This window comes from Pseudomonas sp. NPDC008258, from assembly GCF_042956345.1.
In the GTDB taxonomy this organism is placed as follows: Bacteria; Pseudomonadota; Gammaproteobacteria; order Pseudomonadales; family Pseudomonadaceae; genus Aquipseudomonas.
The window spans coordinates 58399-75803 of record NZ_JBIBGE010000027.1; the positions used below are offsets into that span (position 1 = coordinate 58399).

Consider the following 17405-nt stretch of genomic DNA (forward strand, 5'->3'; position numbering starts at 1 on the left):
TGTACTGAGAGTTGCAATGCCGTGCGATGGGCGACATCAAAGAAAACAACAGCCCACCTGGCACGCTTTGACGGGGATAGCTGTCTTGATGAAAACCAGAGCCTTGCGCGATCCCTGTGGGAGCGGGCGAGCCCGCGAACACGGGCGCAGCCCGTGCCAACCACCGTGGTGCCTGCTTCGCGGGCTCGCCCGCTCCCACAATGGACGGCCTATACCGCTCATGTGTCTTATCACAGTCTAGAGTGGTTGCCATACCCACCGAAAAAGAGGCCCCATGGCTTTCCACCGCCTGACCCGTACCCACCCCCGCCTGAGCTTCGCCGCCGCAGTCGGCGTTGTCGGCGCCTGGCTGATCCCCGCCGGTGACACCGTTCTGCACATCCTCGCCGGCTGGAACCTTGGCGTGTGGCTGTACCTGCTGCTGGTGCTGTACCTGACCTGGGGCGCCAGCCCTGAAAAGGTCCGCAAGGTTGCCCGCGTCGAAGACGAAAACGCAGGCGTGGTGTTGCTTACGGTGTGTATCGCCGCCATCGCCAGCCTCGCCGCGGTCACCCTGCAACTGGTGTCCAGCCGGGGCCTGCAAGGCTCGGCACTGGCCCTGCATTACCTCTACACCGGCCTGACCGTGGCGGGCTCCTGGCTGCTGATCGGCTGCATATTCAGCCTGCATTACGCCCGGCTGTTCTATACCGGGCAAAACCACGAACCACCACTGCGCTTCGCCGATGGCGAGCGCAACCCGGACTATTGGGACTTTCACTACTTCTCGTTCACCATCAGCGTGGCGGTGCAAACGTCAGATATAGGCGTCGCCGGCAGGCAGTTACGGCGGATTGTGTTGGCGCATTCGCTGGTGGGCTTCGTGTTCAATACGGCGATTCTCGGGTTCACCATCAACATCGCCGCCGGTTTGCTGGGCTGATTACACCGCTCGTCTGAAACTACGTGTGCCGAACACCACTGAAAACGGACTGAACGGAGCAGAAAACTACCGCAATCGTGACCGGAAAACGTTTGCCCTGCCGGCTACGGCCCCAGGGGCTTCGTGACAAGTATGTGACCTCTGTCATGCATTGGTACATTTGTCTTATTTGCAACCGAGAATCGTGCGTGGCAGCTGCTATGTTTACCTTCCCGGTGGCGCACACGCGCAGCCAACCGATCACCGCGTCCAGGCACGGACAAGGAGGCTGGCATGAACAAGATGACGTTTCCCAACGCCTGCCAGGTGATGCGTTGGCATTTCCACCCGCTGGGCTTCGAGGCCATCATGGATGCGCCCCGCAGCATGGTCGCCCGGCTGTTCGACCGCGCCACTGGCGAAACCCTGCTGGCCATTGCCGGCATCCCTTGCATGGCCATCATGGCGGCAGCCGATGTTGAACGCATCATCGAGGCCGTCGAAGCGGAAATGGATGCGTTCATCCCCGCCTTCACCCTGCGCGACGCCGTTTAACCGGTAGCGGCATCCTGCTGACGCAAGGCCTGCAACTTGCCCATGAACTGCTCGGCCGGTACTGGCTGGCCCAGCAGGTAGCCTTGTAGCGAATCACACCCCAGACGGGTCAGGAAATCCTGCTGCCTGCCGGTCTCCACGCCTTCGGCAACAATACGCAGGCCCAGCGCCTGGCCCAGGGCGACGATGGCTGAGACAATCGCCGCATCGTCACTGTCCTGTTCCAGGTCACGCACAAAACCGCGGTCGATCTTCAGCTCGTTGGCGGGCAGGCGCTTGAGGTACATCAAGCTGGAATAGCCGGTGCCAAAGTCATCGATGGACAGGTCCACGCCCATGTCGGACAACCGTTGCAGCACGGTAAGGCTGGCATCGGCGTCGTGCATGGCAGTGGTTTCGGTGATTTCCAGGGTCAGGCAGTTGGCTGGCAGGCCGTGCTGTTGCAGGGCCCTGGCCACACTATCGACCAGCCCGGCATGGCAGAACTGGATGGCCGACAGGTTCACGGCCATGCGCCAGCCTTGATGCCCTTGATCCAGCCACTGGCGCATCTGCCGGCAGGCTTCGTCCAGCACCCACTCGCCGATCGGGATGATCAAGCCGGTCTTCTCCGCCAGGCCGATAAAGCGGTCGGGCAGCAACAGCCCCTGCTGCGGGTGCTCCCAACGCAGCAAGGCTTCGGCACCTATAGGCTGGCATGCCTGTGCGTCGAACTTGGGCTGGTAATGCAAGCGGAACTGGCGTTGCTCCAGCGCCTGACGCAGGTCTTGCAACAGCTGCAATTGCTGGCGGGCGTTACTGTTCATCGACACATCGAAGAAGCTGTAGCCGTTCTTGCCGGCGCTCTTGGCGTGGTACATGGCGGCGTCGGCATTGCGCAGCAGCTCGTGCTGGTCCAGGCCGTTGCCGGGGTACAGGACGATACCCAGGCTCGCGGACAGTTGCAGGTCGTGTTCGGCTACCCGGAATGGCCGTGACACCAGGTTCACCTGCTTCACCGCCACATCCATGGCATCGTCAGGCTCCTGCAACTCCACCAATAGCACGAACTCGTCGCCACCGATGCGCGCCAGGGTGTCCTGGCTGTGCAGGTGGCCGCGCAGGCGTGCGGCCACGGCCTTGAGCAGCAGGTCGCCGATATGGTGGCCGAACGCATCGTTGACCGGCTTGAAGCCGTCCAGGTCGATGAACATCAAGGCAAAGCAACCACCCTGCTCCGCCACCTTGGCAATGGCCTGCTCGATACGATCTGCCAGCAAGGTACGGTTGGGCAGGTCGGTGAGCGTGTCGTGCAGCGCCAGCTGGGTAAGCTCCTGGTTGGCCAGGGTCAGCGAACGGGCCAGCTCGGCGGTGCGTGCCTCCAGGCGCGCGTCCAGCACCGAGGTCAGCAAAGCCACGGCCAGTACCGCCAGGGTGGTGATCAGCACCAGGTAGACCAGGCTATCGCCCTGCAACCCACCGCCCAGCGCACCACAGAAGCTGCCCTCGGGGAAATTCGCCGCCGCCATGCCGGTGTAGTGCATGCCGACGATGGCAAAACCCATCACCACCGCCGCCAGCCCGCGGATCTGCCGCACGTAGGGGGTATGCTTGCGCAGGCGGAAGGCAATCCACAACGCCGCCGCAGAAGCACCCACGGCAATCAGCAGCGAGGCCCCGAACAGCGTGGGGTCGTAGTCGATACCTGGCAGCATGCGCAGCGCGGCCATGCCGGTGTAGTGCATGCAGGCGATGCCGGCGCCCATGATCAGCGCGCCAAAGCCCAGTTGCAGGCACGGCAGGCGCGGCTGGCTCACCAGCCACAGGGCAAAGCCCGAGGACAGCACGGCGATCAGCAGCGAGAACGCGGTAAGCGCCAGGTCATAGCCCAGGTCGATGGGCAGGCTGAAGGCGAGCATGCCGATAAAGTGCATCGACCACACGCCAATGCCCATGGCCAACGCGCCTCCCCCCATCCACAGGTAGGCAGCCCGGCCCTTGGCCGTGGCAATGCGGCCGGTCAGATCAAGGGCGGTATAAGACGCCAGGATCGCCACGCACAGCGAAATCAACACCAGCGAAGAGGAGTAGCTACCGGTCAGCATTGGGAATTCCAGCGACGGGACAGGGGGCCCGGCAAAAGCTGACGATTGTACTCAAGCTTTGGCGAAACGCACGGGGTTTTTGCGAATGGGAATGGATCCAATACAAGCCCTAAGCAGATCTGCAGCGTACTTTGTGGGAGCGGCCTTGTGTCGCGAAAGGGCTGCGAAGCAGCCCCGGCAATTTTACTGTTTGTACGGGTAATCCGGGGCCGCTCCGCGGCCCTTTCGCGACACAAGGCCGCTCCCACAAAAGCGTGCGTTTACTTCAATCCTGCTCGGCAAACGCCTGTTCGGCGTCCCAACCGCCACCCAGCGCGGCTACCAACTGCACACTGGCCACCAGGCGCCCTTGCAGCAGGTTCAACACACTGCGCTCGTTACTCAGCGCCGTAGTCTGCACGTTGACCACATCCAGGTAGCCGATCAACCCGGCACGGTACTGGTTCTCGGTCAGGCGCAACGACTCTCGGGCCGCATCCAGCGCCTCCTGGCGCACCACCGCTTCATCGCCGTACACCTTCAACTGCACCAGCAGGTTTTCCACTTCCTTGAAGCCATCGAGCACGGTCTGGCGGTATTGCGCCACGGTCTGGTCGTACACTGCCACCGTGCGGTCAACCTCGGCGCTGCGCTTGCCGGCATCGAACAGGGTCAGCGCCAGTTGCGGGCCTACCGACCAGTAACGGTTGGGCAGTTCGATCCAGTTGCTGAAGCTGCTGCTGGAATAGCCGCCGCTCATGCTCAGGCTCAGGTCAGGGAAATACGCCGCACGCGATACGCCGATGTTGGCGTTGGCAGCCATCACGTTACGTTCGGCGGCGGCGATGTCCGGGCGCCGCTCCAGCAACTGCGAAGGCAGGGATACCGGGATCTGCGGCAGCGCAGGAACGTTTTTGCTGTCGGCCAGGGCAAAGTCGGCCGGCGTCTTGCCCAGCAACACCGCAATGGCGTTCTCGAACTGTGCACGCTGCCAGATCAGGTCGATCAAGTCAGCCTGGGTGCTCTTGAGCTGGGTGCGCGCCTGGGCCACTGCATCTGGCCCGGCAACACCAGCGCGGTACTGGTTTTCGTTCATCCGCAGCGAGCGTTCATACGCCGCCACGGTGGCTTCCAGCAGGCGCTTCTGCTCATCGATCACCCGCAGTTGCAGGTAGTTCTGCACCAGCTCCGACTGCTGGCTCAAGCGGATCGAAGCGAGGTCGGCAAGGCTGGCTTCGGCGCTGGCCTCGTTGGCATTCATGGTTTCGCGCAGCTTGCCCCACAGGTCGATTTCCCAGCTGACACCCAGCTGAGCGTTGTAGGTGTCGCGGATGCCGCTGCTGTTGTTGGACAGGCTGGAGCTGGAACTGCCGGTACCTTGGGCAGAACGGTTCTTGCCGACCGTCAGGTCCAGGCTTGGGAACAACCCTGCCCGGCTGCTGCGCACCAGTGCCTGGGCCTGGCGATACTGCGCTTCGGACTGGGCTACAGTCTGGTTGCTGCGGTTCAGCTCCTCGACCAGCGCGTTAAGCCCGGCATCGCCGTAGATCTCCCACCAGGCGCCACGGGCGATTGCGTCCGATGGCGTGGCCTGGGTCCAGCCTTGGGCGTGCTTGAACTGCGCCGCCGTGCTGGTCAGTTCCGGGCGGTGGTAGTCCGGGCTCAGGGTACAGGCACTGAGCAAGGCCACGCACAAACCGGCGCCGAGCAGGCGCGAGCCACGCCCACGAGTCAGCGTTTGCAGGGCACGGTGCAGTGGGGTCTGGGCAAAAGTCATAGCGGGTTTTCCAGGGCTGCGTCGGTGCGCACGCCGCGCCAATGATTGAAACGGTGGCGCAGGCGGTCCAGGTACAGGTAGACCACCGGCGTCGTATAAAGGGTAAGGACCTGGCTGAACACCAGGCCACCGATGATGGTCAGGCCCAGCGGCTGGCGCATTTCTGCACCTTCGGCGTGGCTCAGCAGCAGCGGCAAGGCGCCGAGGATGGCCGCCAGCGTGGTCATCAGGATAGGCCGCAGGCGCAGCAGGCAGGCCCGGCGGATCGACTCTTCCGGCGACAGCCCCTGGTGACGCTCCAGCTGCAAGGCCAGGTCGATCATCAAGATGGCGTTTTTCTTCACCACGCCAATCAGCAGGAACAGCCCCAGCAGCGAGATCAGGCTGAACTCGCCCCCTGTGACATACAGCGTGAGCAGCGCACCAACGCCGGCCGACGGCAGTGTCGAAAGAATGGTCAAGGGGTGGATGTAGCTTTCGTACAGGATACCCAGCACCAGGTACACCAGCACCAATGCCCCCAGAATCATCAACGGCTGCCCCTGCTGGGTCTTGGCAAAGGCGTCCGCAGTACCGCCCAGCTTGGCGATCACCTCTTCGGGCAGCCCCAGCTTGGCCACCTCACGCTCCAGCGCTGCCATGGCCTGGTCGGGGCTGTAGCCTTCGGCAACGTCGAAGGCAATGTCTTCCGAGGCGAACTGGCCTTCGTGGCTGACGCGGTCGTTGGCCAGGCTGTTCTCGTAGTGGGCAATGGTGGACAGCGGCACGCGCGCGCCGTCTGCGGTAATCACCTGCACCTGCTCCAGGGTACTCGGGTCCCAGGCATATTTGGGGTTGATCTCCAGCACCACCTGGTACTGGTTGAGGCTGTCATAGATGGTGGAGATTTGCCGCTGGCTGTAGGCGTTGTTCAGCACGGCGGTGACCATGTCCATGTCGATGCCCAGGCGCTTGGCCTGGTCGCGGTCGACTACCAGGGTCACCTGCTGGGTGCCGGCACCGTCGCGGGCGTCGATTGCGGTCAGCTCCGGCAGCGCACGCAGGGCAGCAACTACCTTGGGGAACCACTCACGCAACGCCGCGAGGTCGCCGCTTTGCAACGTGTACAGGTATTGCGACGACGTCTGGTCACGACCGCCGCCGCCCAGTTGCAGATCCTGGTCGGCCATCAGGAACAGGCGCCCGCCCGGTACTTTTGGCATTTCCTTGCGCAGGCGCTCGATCACTTTCTGCGCATCGAGCTTACGCTCGCTGATCGGCTTCAGGCGCACCAGCACCATGGCGTTGTTGGTACCGCTGTTGCCACCGATGAACCCGGCAACACTCTGCACCGCCGGGTCGGCGAGCAAGGCGCGGCGGTAGATTTCCATCTTTGGCTGCATCACGCTGAACGACAAGCCGTCATCTCCACGGATGAAGCCCATCAACTGGCCGGTGTCCTGCTGCGGCATCAGCGTCTTGGGCACCACCACGTAAAGGGCAATGTTCACACCGATGGTCGCCAGCAGGCTGATCAGGGTCAGGCGCTTGTGGCGCAAGGCCCAACCCAGGCTGCGGTCATAGGCGTTGACCATGCGCTGGTGTTGCTTGTCGCTCCAGCGCTGCAAGCGGGTCTGCTCGGCCTGGTGCGGCTTGAGCCAGCGGGCGCAGAGCATCGGCGTAAGGGTCAGCGACACCACCAGCGACACGATGATCGCCGCTGCCAGGGTGATCGAGAACTCCTGGAACAGGTTGCGCACGATGCCGCCCATGAACAGGATGGAGACAAACACCGCCACCAGCGACACGTTCATCGACAGCAAGGTGAAGCCGACTTCCTTGGCCCCCAGGAAGGCCGCCTTCATCGGCGGCTGGCCGTCTTCGATGTGCCGCGAGATGTTCTCCAGCACCACGATGGCATCGTCGACCACCAGGCCGGTGGCCAGGATCAGCGCCATCAGCGACAGGTTGTTCAGCGAGAAACCGCACAGGTACATGACGGCAAAAGTACCCACCAGCGATACCGGCACTGCCAGGCTGGGGATCAGCGAGGCGCGCAGGCTGCCGAGGAACAGGTACACCACCAGGATCACCAGTACCACCGCGATCAGCAGGGTGTGTTCGGCCTCTTTCAGGGTGGCCTTGATCACCGGCGAACGGTCCATGGCCACGTTCAGTTGCACACTGGCCGGCAGCAGTGATTGCAGGGCTGGCAACTGCGCCTTGATCTGGTCGACCGTTTCGATGATGTTGGCGCCGGTCTGGCGGTTGACTACCAGCAGCACCGCCGCCTGGTCATTGAAGAACCCGCTGTTGTAGCGGTTCTCGACGCCATCGGTAATGGTCGCCACGTCGGACAGGCGCAGGATGGTGCCATTCTGCTGGCGGATCACCACCGGCTCATAGTCCTTGGCGCTTTCCAGCTGGTCGTTGGCCCGCACCTGCCAGTTGCGCTCGGCATCCTCGACAAAGCCCATGGGCCGGCGCTGGTTGGCGTTGGACACGGCTGTGCGCACATCGTCCAGCGACAGGCCATACTGGTTGAGCAGTTGCGGTTCGACGGCAATGCGCACCGCAGGCAGCGAACTGCCGCCGATCTGCACCTCCCCTACCCCTGGTACCTGGGCCAGGCTCTGCGACAGGATGGTGTCGGCCAGGTCGTACAGCTGGCCTTTCTGCAGCACGTCCGAGGTCAGCGACAGCACCATGATCGGCGCCTGCGACGGGTTGATCTTCTTGTAGGTGGGCATGCTGCGCATGCCGCTGGGCAGCAGGTTGCGGGTGGCGTTGATCGCGGCCTGCACCTCGCGCGCCGCGCCATCGATGTCGCGGCCCATCTCGAAGCCGATAACGACCCGCGTGGAGCCCTGGTTGGAGCTGCTGGTCAGCGTGGTCACGCCGGCAATGCTGCCCAGCTTGCGCTCCAGCGGCGTGGCCACGGTGGAGGCCATGACCTCGGGGCTGGCACCGGACAGGTTGGCCGATACCACGATTACCGGGAAGTCCATTTGCGGCAGCGGTGCCACCGGCAGCAGGCCGAAGCTGACCCCACCCAGCAGCATGATCGCCAGGCTCAGCAACATGGTCGCCACCGGGCGACGGATAAAAGGACCGGACAGGTTCATGCCTCGGCCTGCTTCACGTCAGTGGCCGGGCGCCAGCGGCGGGCCAGGCGGTCGAAGTACAGGTAGATGACCGGGGTGGTGAACAGTGTCAGCACCTGGCTGACCAGCAACCCGCCCACCATCACCAGCCCCAGGGGCTGACGCAGCTCGGCGCCGGAACCGGTGGCGAGCATCAGCGGCACCGCGCCGAACAGCGCAGCCAGGGTGGTCATGAGGATCGGCCGGAAGCGCAGCAGCGCCGCCTGGTAGATGGCATCACGCGGGCTCATGCCCTGGTGGCGCTCGGCCTCGAGGGCGAAGTCGATCATCATGATCGCGTTCTTCTTGACGATACCGATCAGCAAAATAATGCCGATGATGGCGATCATGCCCAGGTCATTGCCGCTGATGAGCAAGGCCAGCAAGGCCCCCACCGCCGCCGACGGCAGGGTCGAGAGGATGGTCACCGGGTGGATGTAGCTTTCGTACAGCACGCCCAGCACGATGTACATGGTCACCACCGCAGCCAGAATCAGCAGCAAGGTGCTCGACAGCGACGCCTGGAAGGCCTCTGCCGCACCCTGGAAGCGGGTTTGCACCCCCAGCGGCATGCCGATGTCCTTCTGCACCTGCTCGATCACCTGTACCGCTTCGCCCAGCGAGGCGCCGTGGGCCAGGTTGAACGACAAGGTCACCGCCGGGAACTGGCCGATATGGGAAATGGCCAGCTGGGCTTGGCGCTGCTCGATACGTGCCAATGCCGACAGCCGCACCTGGCCGCCATCGGTGGCCTTGACGTGGATCGACTCCAGCGCCTGCGGGCCGATGACCGCCGCGTCCTGCGACTGCAATACCACGCGGTACTGGCTGGCCTGGGTGTAGATGGTCGAGATCTGCCGCTGGCCGAATGCGTCGTAAAGGGCGTTGGTAATCTGCGATACCGTGATGCCCAGGCGGCTGGCCATGTCCCGGTCGATCACCAGGTAAACCTGCAGGCCTTTGTCCTGCAGGTCACTGGCCACGTCCGCCAGCTCCGGGCGCTGCTGCAGTGCCTGCACCAGCTTGCCGCTCCACTGCGCCAGCAGGTCGGCGTCTGGCGACGACAGGCTGAACTGGTACTGGGTACGGCTGACCCGGTCTTCGATGCTCAGGTCCTGCACCGGCTGCATGAACAGGCGGATGCCCACCAACCTGTCGAGTTGTGGTTGCAGGCGGCTGATCACTTCGCTGGCGGTGACATCGCGCTCGCCGTGGGGCTTGAGGTTGATCAGCAGGCGGCCGCTGTTGAGCGTGGCGTTATCACCGTCGACGCCAATGTAGGACGACAGGCTCTGCACGGCAGGGTCCTGCAGGATCACCTTGCTCAGGGCCTGCTGGCGCTCGCTCATGGCGGCGAACGAAGTGGACTGCGGCGCTTCGGAAATGCCCTGGATCACCCCGGTGTCCTGCACCGGGAAGAAGCCCTTGGGCACCACCATGTACAGGAACACCGTCAGCACCAGGCTCGCGACCGCCACCAGCAGGGTCAGCGGCTGGTGCTTCAGCACCCACTGCAAGGCGCTGCCGTAGTGTTTGATCAGCCAGTCGATCCAGGCGCCACTGGCGCGGTAGAAGCGGCTTTGCTCTTCTTCCTTGGGCTCACGCTTGAGCAGGCGTGCACACATCATCGGCGTGAGGGTCAGCGACACCACCAGGGAAATCAGGATAGCCACCGCCAGGGTGATGGCGAACTCGCGGAACAGCCGGCCAACCACATCGGCCATGAACAGCAGAGGGATCAACACCGCGATCAGCGAGAAGGTCAACGAAATCAGGGTGAAGCCGATTTGCCGGGCGCCCTTGAGCGCCGCCTGCATAGGTGTTTCGCCCTCCTCGATATGCCGGGAAATATTCTCCAGCATGACGATGGCATCGTCGACCACAAAGCCGGTGGCGATGGTAAGGGCCATGAGCGTGAGGTTGTTGACCGAGAAACCGGCCAGGTACATCACGCCGAAGGTGCCGATCAGCGACAGGGGTACGGCAATCGACGGAATAAGGGTGGCGCTGAAGCGGCGCAGGAACACGAAGGTGACCATCACCACCAGGACGATGGCGATCAACAGTTCGTGCTGTACGTCCTTGACCGCCGCACGAATGGTCTGGGTGCGGTCGGTCAGTACCGACACATCCAGGCCGGCCGGCAGGTTGTCGGTAATCGACGGCAGCAGGTCCTTGATGCGGTCGACCACTTCGATCACGTTGGCGCCCGGCTGGCGCTGGATGTTCAGCAGTACCGCGTGGTTTTCGTTGGCCCAGGCGGCCAGACGCTCGTTCTCCGCGCCATCGACGATTTCGGCCACGTCCTTGAGGCGCAGCGGCGCACCGTTGTTGTAGGCCAGGATCAGGTTGGCGTATTCCTCGGGGGAACGTAGCTGGTCGTTGGCGTCGAGCATCGACACCCGGGTCGGGCCGTCGAAGTTTCCCTTCGGCTGGTTGACGTTGGACGCGCCAATGAGCGTGCGCACGTCATCGAGATTCAGGCCGTTGGCGGCCAGGGCATCGACGTTGACCTTGATGCGTACCGCCTGGCGCTGGCCGCCAGCGATACTGACCATGCCCACGCCGCTGATCTGCGCGAGCTTTTGCGCCACGCGGGTATCGACCAGGTCGTTGAGTTTGGGCAGCGGCATGGTCTTGCTGGAGATGGCCAGGGTCAGCACCGGGGTGTCGGCCGGGTTGACCTTGTTGTACACCGGCGGCGCCGGCAGGTCGCTGGGCAGCAGGTTGCTGGCGGCGTTGATTGCAGCCTGCACCTGTTGCTCGGCAACGTCCATGTTCATGTCGAGGTTGAAGCGCAGGGTCAGCACCGAGGCGCCCCCGGAACTGGTCGACGCCATCTGCTCCAGGCCGGGCATCTGGCCGAACTGGCGCTCCAGCGGTGCGGTAACCGCGCTGGTCATGACTTGTGGGCTGGCGCCGGGGTACAGGGTCATGACGCGGATGGTCGGGTAATCCACCTGCGGCAAGGCGGAAACCGGCAGCAGCTTGTAGGCGATCAGGCCGGCCAGGACGATGGCCAGCATGCTCAGCGTGGTAGCGACCGGCCGCAGGATGAACAGACGCGAGAGGTTCATGCGCCCGCCTTGCCTGCTGCTTTGCCAGGCTGGGCTTCACCTGTGTGCGCCGAGCCTTTGGCTTCCTGGCCCTGCAGGTGCTGGCCCGGGGTAGTCGGCACTTGCGAGCTGTCTTCGACCACTTCCACCTTGGTACCTTCGCGCAGGCGGTCGGTACCCTCCAGCACCAGGCGGTCACCGGCCTTGAGGCCGTCGAGAATCACGCTGTTCTCGCCATCGCTGGCGCCTACCTTGAGCTTGCGCACGTTCACCGTGCTTTCTGCGTTGACCACGTAGGCAAAGGTGCCGTCGTTGCCAAACTGGATAGCCGCAGCCGGGGCCATGACCACCTGCTTGAGGGTGTCGGCCAGCAGGCGCACGTTGACGAACTGGTTGGGGAACAGGGCCAGGTCCTTGTTCTCGAAACGCCCCTTGAACTTGAGGGTGCCGGTGGTGGTGTCGATCTGGTTGTCGATGCTGCCCAGCACGCCGGTGGACTGCAGCTTGCTGTCACTGCGGTCCCAGGCCTCGACCGGCAGGCTGGCGCCATTGCGGTAGCGCTCCAGCACGGTGCTCAGTTCGGTTTCCGGCAGGGTGAAGGCAACACTGATCGGCTCGGTCTGGGTGATCACCACCAGAGCGGTGGCATCGTTGGCGGCCACCAGGTTGCCCAGGTCGAGCTGGCGCAGGCCGACACGGCCGTTGATCGGCGCACGGATCTGGGTGAAATCGAGGTTCAGGCGGGCATCGTTAACCTGTGCCTGGTTGGTCTTGACCAGCCCCTGGAACTGCGCCACCTGTGCTTCGGCAGTATCCAGGGTTTGCTTGGCAATGCTGTCTTCGGCGTACAGGCCTTTATAGCGGGCCAGGTCGACCTGGGCGTTTTTCAACTGCGCCTGGTTTTGCGCCAGGGTGCCTTCCGCTTGCTGCAGGGCAATGCGGTACGAACGCGGGTCGATTTCAGCCAGCAGGTCGCCGGCCTTGACCTGCTGGCCTTCCTTGAAGTGGATCTTCACCAGTTCGCCCGCCACGCGGCTGCGCACATTGACCGTGTTGGTCGCGGTGACCGTACCCAGGGCCTTGTAGTAGAGCGGGAAGTCGCCAACCCGCACCGGTTCGACGCGCACCGGAACCGGGTCGCTGGAGCCACCGAAGCCTGGGCGCCCGCCCATCACGCCCATGCCCTTGCCGCCGCGCCCGCCGCCTGCGGCCTCTTTATGCGCGGGCGTTGCTGCGGGCCACAGCCACCAGGCCACCGCAGCCACCAGCAGCAGGATCAGCAGGCCGACGAACCAGCGACGGGGGGAACGGGAATTGGACGCTTGCATGGGTTGAACGAACCTTGTTCGGAATGGCGGCTTGGGGAGGGTGAACGATAAGCAATGGCATCGTTTTAGCAAAGGGCCTTTACCAGAGGTTTACCTTTGGCTGACGTTGCCAAGACGCTGAACTTTAAATGAAAACGGCCCGGAAAGCGTTCCGGGCCGTTACAGGGTGTTGCTTGGAGTGGGGGCGGGCTTGAGGGTTCCGCTGCTTGTGCCGGCCTCTTCGCGGGCTTGCCCGCTCCCACAGGTACAGCACAGGTTTCAGAAGCGGTGCTATCCCTGTGGGAGCGGGCAAGCCCGCGAAAGGGCCGGTACAGGCAACAGATACCCGCCCTGCCCCACGCAATCCTTACTTCAGTACAGCCAGCGCTGCCTCGTAGTTCGGCTCGTCAGCGATTTCGCCAACCAGCTCGCTGTGCAGCACCTTGTCGTTCTCGTCCAGCACCACCACGGCGCGGGCAGCCAGGCCGGCCAGCGGGCCGTCGGCGATGGCAACGCCGTAGTTCTCGAGGAACTCGCGGCCACGCAGGGTCGACAGGTTCTTCACGTTCTCCAGGCCTTCGGCACCGCAGAAGCGCGCTTGGGCGAACGGCAGGTCGGCGGAGATGCACAGCACGACAGTGTTGGCGACATCGTTGGCCTGGGCATTGAACTTGCGCACGGAGGTAGCGCAGGTTGGGGTGTCGACGCTCGGGAAGATGTTCAGCACCTTGCGCTTGCCGGCGAAGTCTTTCAGCGACTTGTCAGCCAGGCCTTCACCGACCAGGGAGAAAGCCGGAGCCTGGGCGCCGGCCTGCGGCAGGTTGCCGTTAACCTGAACCGGGCCGCCTTTGAGAGTCACTTGAGCCATGACGAAATCCTTATGCTGGGTTTGAAAAGGACACTGAGTTAAGCATGAAGCCGGCCGGGTGCCTATGGGTGTAGGTAAAATTGTTCTAAATACCAGACTATTTTTGTGGACAAAATGCCGAAACCTGCGGTCACGGCCAGTTGCCGAGCCTCAGGCCGACCGCCCACTACGAGCCTGTTACGAAGTTTTTTACATTGACATGAACTGCACAATGCTACTTTCAAAGCGGCTACATGGCGTGCACTAGAAGCCTTACGGCCAAGTTGGACTGCGCCCTGATAAATATCAAGGTAAAAAATCCTACAACTTCATCGGAAATTTCGGTACACCATTAATCTTGTACATCTTCAAAGAGCCGCTACCATCAGATGTGTCGCAATAACGCGGCGCTTATATGGAGATTCAACTATGAAACCTATCAAGATGGAATCTACAAAACTGGCCAATTTGGCACTTCTGGTCAAAAAGGGCCAGTAAGCCTTAGCCAATGAATGCTAAAGCGCAGTGCCGGCCTGCGCTTTAGCCAAGGGAGAAGACAATGGTAAGTAGAGACTGCTTCTTTTTCGCCATGGATGACGCCCTCATCTGCTGGGACTTCAAGAGTCACAAGCAGTACCAACTGTCAGCCGAGCACGCAAACAAACTGGTATCGATTATTTATGATCACACTTGCAACGATTCGAATGACACCCTACTCAAGGATTTGAAACACTGCAAGGTTGTCGTGGACGCGACCAGGGATGAAAGCACTTGGGGGTGGGATATTCTTTCTCGAATCTTTCATCTTGGAACAAAAGATGTACCGCTAGAAAGCCAGCCAAACAACGCGCATGAGTGGGCTACTCAGTACCTTGAACATTGCACCGACGTATTGACTGAAACAACTCCTACCGAGACCCTTAGGCTGAATGGAGATGGCATCCAACTGCCGACCTCGAACACCACTGACGAATTCGATAGAATTTTAAGGCAACGCGCAACTGTAAGAACCTTCCATCACTCACCGATTCCGATGGAAGAGCTAGGGCGGATCTTGCAGCAAACGCTAGGCTTTGTTGACGGTCGAACACTATCTAGTGCAGAAGGAGGAGTTGAGCAGTTCACCAAACGCCGCAGCAGTCCATCAGCGGGCGGACTAAATGCTACAGAAGGCTATGTATATGTAGCCAATGTCGAAGGCGTAGAGCCCGGAGTCTACCTCTACGACCCTCATATGCATCAATTGCACTGGCGCAATCAGTTGGCGCCAAGATTGGGGGATCTGCTCTCCGGACAGCATTTTGCGAACGATATACCAGCAGGACTATTCCTCACTTCCAGACTCGACAAGTTGTGGTGGAAATATGAGCATTCACGTGCATATCGGATGGCGCTGGTAGAGGTTGGCCACGTGGCCCAGACGTTTCAACTGGCTGCTACTGCCAGCGGCATGAACACATGGCTAACTGGCGCATTGAATGAGTACTCAGTCGAGGCTCTACTAAAGCTCGAAAACGCTAGTGAACAGGTCCTTTTCTTTGTCGGCTGCGGCTACAGTGACGGCTCCGCGATTCCCGACTGCCTAAAGTCGCTCTTGAAAAAAAACTGATGCGAACGTACATATGAATGAGGCAACCTACCGCAGCATCACCTTGTTTCGGAACTGGGACTCATCCAGTGCCGTGCGCTCACGACCTTACGCGTATCAATTCACCCATGAGGATTTTGCTCAGACTGAACCCAGTTTATGGTTTCCTGCCACGCTTAGCTCAGCCCTGACTCATGACTCGGTAAAATCGCTTCCCAAGAAAGAGCTATTGCTCGTACACGCGCATCATCTAGTGCACTTCATGGGCTATACCACAGCCCTGGAAGTGGTTCACGTCAATGAGGCCGTGCGTTGCATTGTGGCTGGCAACTTGAGCAAATACTTTGAAAACGAAGAGCGTCATGTTGCTCTTAAACTCTACGCTGACGAGGCGTATCATGCGCTGTTTTCAAAGGATATCGCAGATCAGGTGGCGAAGCATTTCAACTTGATGCGCACCAAGCCTACCCGCATAGAGGGGCTGAATTTTATCTTAGAACAAAGCCCGCCAGACCTGAAGTGCTTAACCCGCTTCTGTATCGGCTTTGTATCGGAAACATTGATCACCCGCGAGTTACTCAAGTTGTCTACCGGCGCGCTTGTTGGACCAGTCACGAATTTGCTACAGGATCACTTATATGATGAAGGTCGTCATGCAGTCTTCTTTTCCGAGTGCTTCTCGCAGCTGTGGCGACAAATCCCCAAGATCGAAAGAGACTATGTCGCCAAAATGCTACCTAAGATACTCACTGCCTTCAGCCAACCCGATATACCCTTCTTGCGAATGGTTTTCAAAACTCGGCCAGCCCTCGGAGAAGAAGTTTCCGCTTTTGCACTGGCGAACCAGGCGGTACGAATGGTGGAAATTTGCAAGCCCACGCTTCGGGCAATTGAGCGCACTGATTTACTGGATGACGAAAGCTATTTCGTGCATTTCCAATCGGCGGGGTTAGTAGCATGAACCGCCCGCCGGATTCGCTCCGGCGCCATCTGTGCTCGACGCTGCTGATTCTGTTGTGTCTGTTAGGTGTATTTCCGCTGGATGTAATCCTCCCATCATTCCCTGCGCTCTCAGATGAGTTTCGGGTGGACTCAAAGCAGATAGCCTATTCAGTGAGCTTTTTTGCTGTGGGTGTTGCCATGGCGCAAATAGTGATTGGCCCGTTGTCGGATGGCATCGGGCGCAAGCGTTTGCTGCTCGCCGGGTTGGGAGTGTCCATTGCAGGCGCGTTCGGATGTATATTTTCAACCAACTATGAAACGTTCATGGCGTTTCGTTTAGTGCAGGCCCTGGGCTGCGGCAGCCTCGTCCTGGGCCAGACACTTGTGCAGGACCTGTACAGGGGTAAACAGCGCAATGCGATGCGAATCCTGTTAACCAGCGCAAGTGGGCTGTTCATCTCCCTGTCACCGCTAGCAGGTGCCCTTCTTCAACAGTCCTTTGGCTGGGAGGCAAGCTTTGCAATATTCGCGATCATCGCTGCGATCGTTTCACTTTTATCGTATGTGCTGCTTCATGACACACCTGCCCTGCGCCACCGGGCGCCAGGCATGTCCAGTTATAGGGTGATGCTGCGAGACGCGACCTATCTCGCGCATTCCCTACAGTCCAGCCTCGCCTTTGCCTGCCATTTTTCCTTCATAGTCATAGCGCCATTGCTGCTGATGGGCAGGCTGGAGCTGACGACCTATCAATTCTCCATAGTATTTCTCGGCTATGGGTTGGCATATATCGCTGGCGGAGTAGCTGCGACCTACTTGAACCATCGGGTAAGCCCGCAGGTTCAAATAAAAGCGGGCTTCGTGCTTATAAGTGCAGCAGGCATCACCCTTTTGATTTGGGAGCGGGTAGCAGGGTTATCTGTGGTGGGTGTTCTGCTACCGATGATTGTCTGTACCACCGGGACAACCCTGGTGCGCCCAGCTGCAACGACCCAAGCCTTGTCGCGGTATTCGCATCAGGCAGGCGCCGCAGCATCGCTCAACACAACGTTGCTGTTCGCTGGTGCTGGTTTGACCAGCAGTGTGGTCGCAGGCTTCGAAAGTATGCTTCCGGTGGGTTTGGGACTGCTGTTCGTGGCAGCCAGCCTCTGTGGATGGTGGCTGCTGGCATACTGCAAGGACGATGAAATGCAACGCTGTTGAAACCTTGGCCACGCTGAAAAGAATGCCCGGGTGGCGATAGCCGA

11 protein-coding genes are annotated in these 17405 nt (G+C 61.0%); 5 read left to right on the top strand and 6 right to left on the bottom strand.

The genetic code is table 11. The features are described 5' to 3' along the window. The first annotated feature begins 274 nt into the window (after positions 1-274). Positions 275-922: a DUF1345 domain-containing protein gene (locus tag ACFY9W_RS20795; protein ID WP_391133966.1), complete on the top strand. Its 648-nt coding sequence runs from the start codon at positions 275-277 to the stop codon at positions 920-922. 273 nt (positions 923-1195) lie between these two features. Beyond that, on the top strand, positions 1196-1456 hold the full coding sequence (locus tag ACFY9W_RS20800; protein WP_391133969.1) for a DUF1652 domain-containing protein: 261 nt from the start codon (positions 1196-1198) through the stop codon (positions 1454-1456). Here ACFY9W_RS20800 and ACFY9W_RS20805 read toward each other — a convergent pair. The 6 genes from ACFY9W_RS20805 to tpx form a co-directional block, all read right to left on the bottom strand. Then, positions 1453-3540, bottom strand: coding sequence for an EAL domain-containing protein (locus ACFY9W_RS20805; RefSeq protein WP_391133972.1), 2088 nt, complete (start codon positions 3538-3540; stop codon positions 1453-1455). The genes ACFY9W_RS20800 and ACFY9W_RS20805 overlap by 4 nt on opposite strands. Positions 3541-3805: 265 nt before the next feature. Continuing rightward, on the bottom strand, positions 3806-5296 hold the full coding sequence (locus ACFY9W_RS20810; protein ID WP_391133974.1) for an efflux transporter outer membrane subunit: 1491 nt from the start codon (positions 5294-5296) through the stop codon (positions 3806-3808). After that, positions 5293-8400 (bottom strand): efflux RND transporter permease subunit, encoded by a 3108-nt coding sequence (locus ACFY9W_RS20815; protein ID WP_391133977.1) that lies wholly within the window; start codon positions 8398-8400, stop codon positions 5293-5295. Before ACFY9W_RS20815 ends, ACFY9W_RS20810 begins: the two co-directional genes overlap by 4 nt. Beyond that, complete coding sequence (locus ACFY9W_RS20820; RefSeq protein ID WP_391133980.1) at positions 8397-11495, bottom strand: MdtB/MuxB family multidrug efflux RND transporter permease subunit; 3099 nt, start codon at positions 11493-11495, stop codon at positions 8397-8399. Before ACFY9W_RS20820 ends, ACFY9W_RS20815 begins: the two co-directional genes overlap by 4 nt. Beyond that, positions 11492-12802: an MdtA/MuxA family multidrug efflux RND transporter periplasmic adaptor subunit gene (locus tag ACFY9W_RS20825; protein ID WP_391133983.1), complete on the bottom strand. Its 1311-nt coding sequence runs from the start codon at positions 12800-12802 to the stop codon at positions 11492-11494. The genes ACFY9W_RS20820 and ACFY9W_RS20825 overlap by 4 nt, the downstream gene beginning before the upstream one ends. Positions 12803-13148: 346 nt before the next feature. After that, positions 13149-13649: a thiol peroxidase gene (tpx, locus tag ACFY9W_RS20830; RefSeq protein WP_391133986.1), complete on the bottom strand. Its 501-nt coding sequence runs from the start codon at positions 13647-13649 to the stop codon at positions 13149-13151. A 538-nt stretch (positions 13650-14187) separates the two neighbouring features. Between tpx and ACFY9W_RS20835 the strand changes: the two genes are divergently transcribed. From ACFY9W_RS20835 to ACFY9W_RS20845, 3 genes are read left to right on the top strand one after another with little or no spacing between them, the layout of a single operon-like run. After that, positions 14188-15237: a SagB family peptide dehydrogenase gene (locus tag ACFY9W_RS20835; protein ID WP_391133989.1), complete on the top strand. Its 1050-nt coding sequence runs from the start codon at positions 14188-14190 to the stop codon at positions 15235-15237. Between the two features lie 13 nt (positions 15238-15250). Beyond that, positions 15251-16177, top strand: coding sequence for a diiron oxygenase (locus tag ACFY9W_RS20840; protein ID WP_391133992.1), 927 nt, complete (start codon positions 15251-15253; stop codon positions 16175-16177). Next, a complete protein-coding gene (locus ACFY9W_RS20845; protein WP_391133995.1) occupies positions 16174-17361 on the top strand; it encodes a Bcr/CflA family efflux MFS transporter in 1188 nt (395 codons plus the stop codon). Before ACFY9W_RS20840 ends, ACFY9W_RS20845 begins: the two co-directional genes overlap by 4 nt. The last annotated feature ends 44 nt before the right edge of the window (positions 17362-17405 follow it).

Coding starts and splice junctions, on each gene's coding strand:
- ACFY9W_RS20795 (WP_391133966.1), top strand. CDS start 275: ATGGCTTTCCACCGCCTGACCCGTACCCACCCCCGCCTGAGCTTCGCC.
- ACFY9W_RS20800 (WP_391133969.1), top strand. CDS start 1,196: ATGAACAAGATGACGTTTCCCAACGCCTGCCAGGTGATGCGTTGGCAT.
- ACFY9W_RS20805 (WP_391133972.1), bottom strand. CDS start 3,540: ATGCTGACCGGTAGCTACTCCTCTTCGCTGGTGTTGATTTCGCTGTGC.
- ACFY9W_RS20810 (WP_391133974.1), bottom strand. CDS start 5,296: ATGACTTTTGCCCAGACCCCACTGCACCGTGCCCTGCAAACGCTGACT.
- ACFY9W_RS20815 (WP_391133977.1), bottom strand. CDS start 8,400: ATGAACCTGTCCGGTCCTTTTATCCGTCGCCCGGTGGCGACCATGTTG.
- ACFY9W_RS20820 (WP_391133980.1), bottom strand. CDS start 11,495: ATGAACCTCTCGCGTCTGTTCATCCTGCGGCCGGTCGCTACCACGCTG.
- ACFY9W_RS20825 (WP_391133983.1), bottom strand. CDS start 12,802: ATGCAAGCGTCCAATTCCCGTTCCCCCCGTCGCTGGTTCGTCGGCCTG.
- tpx (WP_391133986.1), bottom strand. CDS start 13,649: ATGGCTCAAGTGACTCTCAAAGGCGGCCCGGTTCAGGTTAACGGCAAC.
- ACFY9W_RS20835 (WP_391133989.1), top strand. CDS start 14,188: ATGGTAAGTAGAGACTGCTTCTTTTTCGCCATGGATGACGCCCTCATC.
- ACFY9W_RS20840 (WP_391133992.1), top strand. CDS start 15,251: ATGAATGAGGCAACCTACCGCAGCATCACCTTGTTTCGGAACTGGGAC.
- ACFY9W_RS20845 (WP_391133995.1), top strand. CDS start 16,174: ATGAACCGCCCGCCGGATTCGCTCCGGCGCCATCTGTGCTCGACGCTG.